At 61.3% G+C, this 10,121-nt stretch carries 8 protein-coding genes; 7 read left to right on the forward strand and 1 reads right to left on the reverse strand.

Translation table 11 applies throughout. The features are described from left to right. From IT585_07485 to IT585_07515, 7 genes are all read left to right on the forward strand, one after another. Positions 1-729 (forward strand): 3-phosphoshikimate 1-carboxyvinyltransferase (locus tag IT585_07485; protein MCC6963076.1); only part of this gene is annotated, 729 nt, incomplete at its 5' end. Further along, positions 729-1,538 carry a shikimate dehydrogenase gene (locus tag IT585_07490; GenBank protein ID MCC6963077.1) on the forward strand — a complete coding sequence of 270 codons (810 nt, stop codon included), beginning with the start codon at positions 729-731 and terminating at the stop codon, positions 1,536-1,538. The genes IT585_07485 and IT585_07490, both read left to right, overlap by 1 nt. After that, the gene (gene aroC / locus IT585_07495; protein MCC6963078.1) at positions 1,535-2,668 is read left to right on the forward strand and encodes a chorismate synthase; all 1,134 of its coding nucleotides are present in this window, start codon (positions 1,535-1,537) and stop codon (positions 2,666-2,668) included. The genes IT585_07490 and aroC overlap by 4 nt, the downstream gene beginning before the upstream one ends. Continuing rightward, the gene (locus tag IT585_07500) at positions 2,652-3,194 is read left to right on the forward strand and encodes a shikimate kinase (protein MCC6963079.1); all 543 of its coding nucleotides are present in this window, start codon (positions 2,652-2,654) and stop codon (positions 3,192-3,194) included. Before aroC ends, IT585_07500 begins: the two co-directional genes overlap by 17 nt. Then, positions 3,184-4,257, forward strand: a complete 1,074-nt coding sequence (locus IT585_07505) for a 3-dehydroquinate synthase (GenBank protein MCC6963080.1) — start codon at positions 3,184-3,186, stop codon at positions 4,255-4,257. The genes IT585_07500 and IT585_07505 overlap by 11 nt, the downstream gene beginning before the upstream one ends. Beyond that, the gene (gene aroQ / locus IT585_07510) at positions 4,254-4,694 is read left to right on the forward strand and encodes a type II 3-dehydroquinate dehydratase (GenBank protein ID MCC6963081.1); all 441 of its coding nucleotides are present in this window, start codon (positions 4,254-4,256) and stop codon (positions 4,692-4,694) included. Before IT585_07505 ends, aroQ begins: the two co-directional genes overlap by 4 nt. 3 nt (positions 4,695-4,697) lie before the next feature. After that, a complete protein-coding gene (locus IT585_07515) occupies positions 4,698-5,591 on the forward strand; it encodes an aminotransferase class IV (protein MCC6963082.1) in 894 nt (297 codons plus the stop codon). A gap of 103 nt (positions 5,592-5,694) precedes the next feature. On the opposite strand, the gene IT585_07520 is transcribed toward IT585_07515, so the two are convergent. Then, the coding region (locus tag IT585_07520) for a T9SS type A sorting domain-containing protein (GenBank protein ID MCC6963083.1) at positions 5,695-10,121 on the reverse strand (4,427 nt) is incomplete at its 5' end.

Below are 10,121 nucleotides of genomic sequence, written 5' to 3' on the forward strand. Positions count from 1 at the left end.
ACCTACACCGAGCCCGAACTCTCCCGCGACCACACCGAACGCTGGCTCCAGCACGCCGGCGCCGCCATTATTCGAAGCGACATGAGGACTGCATTGGTTCCCCCCGTCACGCTGACGGCCTTCGAGTACGACGTGCCGGGCGACATCTCCACCGCCGCCTTTTTTTGCGTCGCCGCTTCCGTCATCGGCAGCAGTCGCGTCGTCATCAAAGACGTCTTGGTCAATCCTACTCGCCTCGGCGCTCTCGAACTGCTTCGGCGTATGGGCGCCCACATTCAAGTCAGCGACAGCCGACTTTGCGCCAATGAGCCCGTCGGCTCGCTCATGATCGAGTCATCCCAACTTCGCGGCACTGACTCGGACGGCATTGCCACCGCATCCTTCATCGACGAAGTTCCCGCTCTGGCTGTCGCCGCCATCTTCGCCTCCGGCACGACGCGCTTTCGCAAAGTCGGAGAATTGCGCGTCAAAGAGTCCGACCGCGCGCAGGGAATCGTCGATCTGGCCCGCGCCTTCAATTGCGAGGCCACCATCGAGGGCGAGGATCTCATCGTCCACGGCGGCGCACCGCAACCGTCGACTTCGGCCGACCCCCGGGGTGACCATCGTCTCGCCATGGCCATCGAAATCGCCACTCTCGCGCTTGGCGGTGAACTCGGGAACAGGTATCAGGAAATGATTGCGATCTCTGCGCCCGAATTCTATACCACCCTGCGGAGGCTCTGCTGATGCCCAAGCCTCTCCAGCTTTACGGCATCGTCGGCGAAAGCATCTCTTACACGCTCTCGCCTCTGATCTACAACTCGCTGTTCCTCGACGCCGGCATTAACGCGCTCTATGTCACGTTCGACCTTCCATCCAATCGCGTCAAACGGTTCGTCACGCTGGCTGAGGAAATCCGCATGAGCGGATTCAATGTTACCGTGCCGCACAAAGAACTGGTCGTCCGTTACCTGCACCGTCTCGACCCGATTGCCACAGCTACCGGCTCTGTCAATCTCGTGTTGCGCCGCCGCGGCAAACTCGATGGCTTCAATACCGACTATGCCGGGATCAAGACGACCATCGAGAACCGGTTGCGCCTCAATCTGCACGGGAAGCATGTTGTTGTCCTCGGCACCGGCGGCGCTGCTCGCACGGTCGTCTATTACCTCGCGCAGACTTCCTGTTCTTCAATCACGATCGTCAGTCGCCAGTTGCGTGAACGCCGTTCCTGGCGGAGCTATCTGAATCAAGTGCACTGTGCCGATCGCACGGATCTGCTGACCTATGATGAACTGCCGCGACGCGCAGCACCGATCGACCTGCTCATCAACTGCACTCCGCTGGCTGCCTCGGCATTGCTGGGGACGCGACTGCGGGCGCGTTGCCGAGCGCTCTTCGAATTGCGTTATTCTCCTTCGTTCAATGACTCGCGCCGCCATGTCGACGGCAAGTACATGCTCGCCGTACAGGCGGCCGCAAACTGGTACCTGATGACCGGCCGCACCGTCGCGCCGGCTCGAATCTTGAAAATCATCTCCGGAGCACGCGCATGATCCGCTTCGTCACCGCCGGCGAATCGCACGGCATGGGCCTTACCGCCGTCATCGAGGGCATCCCCGCCGGCCTCAAACTCGACCTGCAGGCCATCAACTTCGATCTGCGCCGTCGCCAACTTGGCTATGGCCGCGGTCTGCGGATGCGCATCGAGCAGGACACCGCCTTGATCACCGCCGGTGTCTGGGATAGCGTCACCATCGGGGCACCGATCAGCATCTTCATTCAAAATCGCGACTGGAAGAACTGGAAGGATCAGGCGCGTCCCAAAAGGACCGTGCCGCGCCCCGGCCATGCCGATCTGTCCGCCGTACTCAAGTATGATTTCGACGATATCCAGAAAGCGATCGAACGCTCCTCGGCCCGCGAAACCGCTGCCCGCACCGCCATCGGCGCCATCGCCAAGCAATTCCTGCACGCATTCGGAATTGTCGTCTACTCGCACACCCGTCGCATCGGCAACGTCGTCAACGACCAGCCGGTGAAATTCACTCCAGCCAAGTTTCGCCAAATCGAAAAATCCCCCGTGCGCTGCGCCAGTCCCGCCGCCGCCAAACTGATGATCCGCGAAATCGATCGTGCCGTCACCCGTCAGGACACCCTCGGCGGCGTCAGCGAGGTCGTCGTCTCCGGCGCTCCCGTCGGACTCGGCAGCTACGTCCAATGGGATCGCCGTGCCGATGTCCGTCTCGCTGCTGCCGTCATGGGCGTGCAGTCCGTCAAAGCCATCGAAATCGGCACCGGCATCCTTGCCAGCACCCAATTCGGTTCGCAGGTGCATGACCCCATCCTCTACAACAAGTCGCGCGGCTACCACCATCGCTCCAACAACGCCGGCGGCATCACGGCCGGCATCACCACCGGCGAGGAAATCATCCTCCGCGCCTACTTTAAACCGATCTCGACCTTGGGTAAGCCGCTGCCGTCAACCGATCTCAAATCGCGCCGCCCGACCGATGCACCCTACGTCCGTTCCGATATCTGCGTCGTTCCCGCCGGCGGCGTCGTCTGCGAGGCCGTCGTCGCTCTCACTCTCGCCGACATGCTTTCCGAGAAATTCGGTGGCGACTCGATGCGCGAAGCCCTTGCCAACTACCGCTCCTATCTTCGTCATGTCAATCAACGTTAACGCTCGGAACATCTTTCTGACCGGCATGCCCGGCGTCGGCAAGACCACCGCCGGCCAAATCGCCGCGCGGACACTTGGCTGCGACTTCGTTGATACCGACCAGACCATCGAGAAGAATGAAAGACTGTCGATCGCGCGTATTTTCTCGGAGAAGGGAGAATCGTACTTCCGCCAACGCGAACGCGAGCTTCTGGAGAAGCTCTGCCACCGGGATCATCAACTCATCGCCACCGGTGGCGGGATGCTGATTCCCTCGGCCAATCTCGCACTCGCGCGGCAACACGGCCTCGTGATTCTCCTCGCCGCCGACGTTGATGAACTCGCCCGGCGTCTGGCGTTCGCTACTGATCGGCCGCTCCTCGCCGCCGGCGACGTTACTCGCCGCCTCGATGAACTCAGCCGCGAACGCGCTGCAGCCTACGCCGGCATCACCACTCGGGTTGATACCAAGGGGCAAACGGCCGCCGCTGTCGCGGGTCAGATCGTTGAACTCTATCATCGCTGGACTTCCGCCCATGCTCACTAAGTTCTCTCTCCATCCCGGTACCGCGCCAACGCCTGTCGTCTCCGGCTCCGGAATTCTGTCAGCCGAATTGGCATGCCTTCTTGCTGGAAGCGACAAGCCGACTGCCGTCTTCGTCGTTTGCGATGATCGGGTCTATCGCCTCCACCAACGCCCGCTCCGAACCGCCGTGCCCAAGTCCGCTCAATGGTTTCTGTTTAGGAGTGCCGAGTCCGCTAAATCCGAAACTTCGCTGCATCGGATCCTGACCTGGCTGCATCGGCTCCACGCTGACCGCCGCTCGCTGCTCCTCGCCATCGGCGGCGGTGTCGTCACCGACTTGGCCGGTCTCGCGGCCTCGCTCTATATGCGCGGAATTCCTTATGCCGCCGTGCCCACGACCCTGGTCTGCCAGGTGGATGCGGCCATCGGCGGCAAGACGGCCATCAATTTTCTCGGAGTCAAGAATATCGTCGGCGTGTTCTGCGCCCCCCGCATCGTTGTCTGCGACCACGACTTCCTGACCACTCTCACCGAACCGCAAGTGCGCGACGGCTTGGTCGAAGCCTTCAAGATCTTCTGCGTCCACGACTCCCGTCTCTGGCGCCGTTTCACGCAGACTCACCTTTCCCGTGCTGCCGCGGCGGACTTCCACCGCCTGATCGACGCTGCCGTCCGCCTGAAAACCGACATCGTCAACCGCGATCCCTTCGAACGTGACCTGCGCCGCATTCTCAATTTCGGCCACACCGCCGGACACGCCTACGAAGCTCTGACCGGCCAATCGCACGGCCACTCCGTCGCCTTCGGCATCCAGATCGCCCTCGAATTGTCGGTTCGCCACGCCGGATTGAACGAGAAAGACCGCGATCAGTGCGAAGCCGTCTTCCTTGCGCTCTACTCCCACTTTGACTTTGCCGGCGCGACACCCCACCGCCTCTGGAGCAAGATTCAACACGACAAAAAGCGGCAGGGTGACCGCATCCAATTTGTCCTCCTAAAAAGCTGTGGCAATCATCGCATTCGTAGTGTAGACTATCGGGAGTTTGCCGCCGCCGTCGCGGCTGTGAAACGGAGGATTGCCTGAATCGAACGATCGTCGTGATCAACGGCCCCAATCTGAATCTGCTCGCCGAACGCCAGCCCGAAATCTACGGCTCGCTCTCCCTCGGTGAGATCGAACAACGCCTGCGTACCCAGGCGTCCGCCCGCGGCTACGCCCTGGAGTTTCATCAGAGCAATCACGAGGGCGAAATCGTTGAATGGCTCCAGCGCTACCGTCGCGATGTCGCCGGGATCATCATCAATCCCGCCGCCTATTCCCATACTTCCGGCGCAATCCTCGATGCGCTTCTGACCGTGACCGTCCCGGTCGTCGAAGTTCATCTCTCGAACATCTACCGCCGCGAGGAATTTCGCCGCCAGTCCCTGACCGCCCGCGCCTGCGTCGGGCTCATTAGCGGCCTCGGCCCCGCCGGCTATGACTTGGCATTGACTTACCTTATCGACTCTTTCCGAGGTTGATCCGTGAAATACATGTACACCAACGGCAAGTACCATGCGCCGTCCGTCAACAACGTCTCCACCATGATGCAGGCGATGAACTACGGCACCGCCGCGTTCGAAGGAATGAAGGCTTTCTACGTCGAAGACCGCAAAGGCTGGTTTCTCTTCCGTCCGGAGAAGTACTACCAGCGCCTCTGCCGTAGCGCCGGCATGATCGGGCTCGACTTTAAACTCTCGTTCGAGGAATTCGTCGGCATCATCAGCACGCTGATTCGCAAGAACAACGTCCGCGTCGATACCTACATCCGCCCGCTGGTCTACCGCGAAGAAAAAGGCGTCGGCCTGATGCGACCCTCCACTTATGGCGTCTCCATCTTCATCCAGTCAATTCCGTTTTCCTCCGCTAACCAGTTTCGCTGTTGCTTCGTCTCTCAGAAACGTCCGACCGACGGCACCTACTCCGGCAAACTCACCGGCAACTACCTGCTGTCGTTCTTCTCGGCGCAGGAGGCCAAGGACAAGGGCTACGACGTCGGCATCTTGTCTTCCACCGAGGGTCACGTGGCCGAGGCCTCGATCATGAATCTGTTCTTCGTCAAAGACGGCAAGCTGTTTACGCCGGCCCTTGACTGCGGTCCGCTGGCGGGCATCACGCGCTTGTCGATCATCCAGCTTGCCAGGGAAATGCTGAAGATGAAGGTGACGGAAGGGAAGTACCGGCGCGAGAAACTGCTCGAAGCCGACGAAATCTTCTTCACCGGCACCGGCTCCGGCGTCAACTACGTCAAGCAGCTCGAACGCCGCAAATTCAACCTCGAGCGCAAAGGCCAGATCGCGCCGCAATTGGCGGCCATCTTCGAAGACGTCGTCCGCCTGCGCCACGAGCGCTATCAAGACTGGCTCGTCAAAGTTTGAACCTGCACCCCCTTCGCTTCGGAGAAAAAACAAAGCCCCGCCTTGCGGCGGGGCTTTTCTATGTACATGGCCGTCAAGCGCGACGGCCCTGAAGGGGCTGCGCTTACTTCACCAGCAACATCTTCTTCGTCGCCGTGAAGCCCGACGTTTCGAGCTTGTAGAAGTATACGCCCGAGGAGACCCGGTTGCCGCCGGAATCTTCCGCATTCCACCGCACTTGATGGCGGCCCGCCGGCAACATTCCGTTCAGCACCGTCGCCACCTTCTGGCCGGCGGCATTGTACACCGAAATCGTCATGTCCGCCGCCGTCGGCAGGGCAAACTCAATCACCGTCTCCGGATTGAACGGGTTCGGGTAATTCTGCCCGAGCGAAAACGCCGTCGGCAGGATGCTCTTGGCCAGCGTGCTCGTCAGCATATTGCCGCTGTAATCGGCCGCCTCGGCGCTCACCAGCCGAATATCGCCTTCCACGCGCGCGATCCGGTTGACACCGGCTTCAAGCGCGGCGGTCGACATATCGTAAATCAGCGCCTTCAGCACCCCCTTGTCCGCCGCCTGCAGCAGCGTCAAGTTCGTCAGATTCTCCAGTCGGTACGAATCGCCGACGGCAAACGTCAGCAACATCGCGCCCACCCGGCTGCTCGACTCGGTTACGAGCAACTCGCCGTCCTGATGCACCGTCACCGTGCTGGCGAACGGCGTCAGCTTGCTCAGCGGCAGCGCGTCGCCGACGATCACCCGCACCAGGTAGACCAAATCGCCCACCGATAACGGCGTGCCGTCGCGATTAACATCGGAGGCCGCAATCTGTGCCTCGCGCCGCTGCGGATTCGGATCCAGCGCCGCCATGCCGTACAGGAAGTAATTCGTGTACAGCACCGCGTCCGCGATTTCGTAGGCAATCCCGTTCAGGTTGATATCGCCCGGAGCGTCGATCGAGTCGGCGCACACCACGTCGATACCGCCTTCCCAGAACTCGATGCAGCGGATCGGCTCGTACTTCTCGCCGAGCATGCATACATCCAGCGCGCCGAATCCGAACGGCCGCGCCGAACTCGGATAGCCGACATCATCGAATTCGTCCCACAGCGTATTGCCTTCGAAGGACAGGATGCGCTTTTCGATCCACAGCGTGTCGCCCGTCACCGAGGACACCGCATTGTCGCCGCAATCCAACCAGAAGAACTTGATCGGCAAATACTGGCATTCAAACGTCCGGTCGTTCGACACGAAGAACTTCAGCCGGAACAACTCCACCGGCGATGGTAACGCCGGCCCGAAGCAGCTCGGGTGATTCGCGCCGTTGCTGACGTCTGCAATCGCGACGACCCGCAGCATGCCCGACGGGCACGGCCCGGTGCAATTGCCCGGCACGCCGTAACGGTAGGTGAAATACTCCCAGCCGCAATTGGTCAGCATCACACCCGGCTCTGCTTGCATGAAGCTCAACCCGGTGTTGTCGTAACTCATCAGGAAGTCGTAGCCGCCGAAGTCCTGCCCGCTGCCTTCGATCGTCACCGACACATACTCATAGTGTCCCTGCAGCGTGTTGTGCGTCTTCTCGGCTTTGACGATGAAACACGTCGCCGTGTCGCAATCGATGAACCCCACCCAGCGCGTATGGCTCGTCTGCACGCTTTGGCCACAGCTGTCGGTCACCGTGACCGTAAACGCATACTGCGCGCTGCTGCCGCCCGGGGTGAAGCAGAACGTCCCGCTGCCGTTGGCCCAATTCAGGCTCGTCGGCGCCGGTGTTACGTTGACGCTCTGAACGTTCCCCTCCGCATCCGCATAACTGAACGGTACGCACAATTGCGCCGGACCCGCCTGCGTACAGAACAACGTCGTATCGGACGGATCGGTGCTCGCCGTCGGCGCTGTATTCAGCCGCACCGTCACCACCGCCGTGTCCAAATCGGTAGCGCCGCAGGCATCCGTCGCCTTGAGCACGAACGTGAACGTCCCGCTCGCGGCCGGCGTGAAACAGATCTGACTGCCGTTGTAGCTCCCGGGGCCGGAAACCAACTGACAGTCGCTCAGATTATTGTTCGCGTCGCTGCAACTGGCCGGCCAGCACACCTGCTGGCTCGGGCTCTGACAATTCAGGTTTTGATCCGGACCGGCGTTTGCCACCGGCGCCGCATTCAAGATCACCGTCACGACTGTCTGGCAAGTATCCGCCAAACCGCAGGCGTCTGTCGCGATCAGCCGAATCGTATTGGCCCCCGCCACCGGCGTGAAGCACACCTGGCTGCCGTTCAGTGTCCCACCCGTCACCGTCGTGCCGCTCAAATTGCCGTTCGGATCGGTCGCCCCGAATCCGCCCAGGCAAATCTGGTTGAGATTGCAGGCAAAGATCGTGGTATCGCCGTGACAGCTCGCCACCGGCGCCGAGTTCGCCGATACGGTTACGACCGCCGTATCCAGGTCGATCGCACCGCAGGCATCTGTCGCCTGCAGGATGAACGTGAACGCACCCGCGCCTGCCGGTGTGAAGCAGATACTCGTTCCGTTGTAGGTTCCCGGCCCGCTCACCAACTGGCAGGTGGACAGGTTGCCGTTCGGATCGCTGCACGATGCCGGCCAGCAAATCTGCGTCGGTACACACTGGAATAGCGTCGAATCGCGTCCGGCGTTCGCCACCGGCGCCTGATTCAGCGTCACATTGACGACCGCCGTATCCAGATCGGTCGCGCCGCAGGCGTCCGTCGCCTGCAGGATGAACGTGTACACGCCGCTCGCCGCCGGTGTGAAGCAGATATTGGTGCCGTTGTAGGTCCCCGGCCCGCTCAGCAACTGGCAGCTGGACAAATTGCCGTTCGGATCGCTGCAAGAAGCCGGCCAGCAAATCTGCACCGGTGCGCATTGGAACAGCGTCGAGTCGCGCCCGGCATTCGCCACCGGCGCAACATTTAGCGTCACATTCACTACCGACGTGTCATAGTCTATCGCGCCGCAGGCGTCCGTCGCCTTCACGATAAACGTGTAGGTCCCCGATGCTGCCGGCGTGAAACAAATCCCGCCGCCGTTCAGTACTCCGGGGCCGGAGGTCAATTCGCAGTTGGTCAGGTTGCCGTTCGGGTCGCTGCAACCGGCCGCGATACAGATCTGTGCCGGCGCGCACTGGAACAGCGTCGAATCGCGTCCGGCGTTTGCCACCGGCGGATTGTTCACCGCCACGGTCACCACCGCCGTGTCATAATCGACCGCCCCGCACGCATCCGTCGCCTTCAGGACGAACGTGTAAACACCCGCGCCTGCCGGCGTGAAGCACACGCTCGAACCGCCGTAACTCCCCGGACCGCTCACCAACTGGCAAGTCGACAGATTCCCGTCAGGATCGGAGCACGCTGCCGGAATGCAGATTTGCCCGCTGGCGCACTGGAACGCCGTTGTGTCGTTACCCAACGTCGCCACCGGCGGCTGATTCAGCGTCACCGTTACCACCGCCGTGTCGTAATCCGTCGCCCCGCAAGCATCCATCGCGCGCAACACAAACGTGAACACACCCGCACCTGCCGGCGTGAAGCAGATATTCGTTCCATTGTACGTCCCCGGCCCGCTCACCAACTGGCAGGTCGACAGGTTGACGTTCGGATCACTGCACGAGGCCGGCCAGCAAATCTGCGCTGGCGCGCACTGGAACAGCGTCGAATCGCGCCCCGCGTTTGCTACCGGCGCCTGATTGAGAGTGACATTGATCACCGCCGTATCCAGATCGGTCGCACCACAGGCATCGGTCGCCTGCAGGATGAACGTGTATGTCCCGCTCGCGGCCGGTGTGAAGCAAATATTCGTGCCGTTATAGGTCCCCGGTCCGCTCACTAACTGGCAAGTCGACAGGTTACCGTTCGCATCGGTGCACGATGCCGGCCAGCAAATCTGCGCCGGTGTGCACTGGAACAGCGTCGAATCACGGCCGGCATTCGCCACCGGTGCCACATTCAGCGTCACATTGACCACCGAAGTGTCATAGTCGGTAGCGCCGCAGGCATCCGTCGCCTTCAGGACAAACGTGTACGTCCCGCTCGCAGCCGGAGTGAAGCAAATGCTGGTTCCATTATACGTCCCCGGCCCGCTCACTAACTGGCAAGTCGACAGGTTACCGTTCGCATCGGTGCACGATGCCGGCCAGCAAATCTGCGCCGGCGCGCACTGGAACAGCGTCGAGTCCCGTCCCGCATCCGCAACCGGTGCCACATTCAGCGTCACATTGACCACCGAAGTGTCATAGTCGGTAGCGCCGCAGGCATCGGTCGCCTTCAGGACAAACGTGTACGTCCCCGACGAAGCCGGCGTGAAGCAGATATTCGTTCCGTTATACGTCCCCGGCCCGCTCACCAACTGGCAGGTCGACAGGTTGCCGTTCGGATCACTGCACGAAGCCGGCCAGCAAATCTGCGCCGGTGTACACTGCGTCAATGTCGAATCTCTCCCCGCGTCCGCAACCGGAGCCTGATTCAGCGTCACATTGACGACCGCTGTATCCAGATCGGTTGCACCACAGGCATCGGTCGCTTGCAGAATGA

This window comes from Candidatus Zixiibacteriota bacterium (assembly GCA_020853795.1).
GTDB lineage: Bacteria > Zixibacteria > MSB-5A5 > CAIYYT01 > CAIYYT01 > JADJGC01.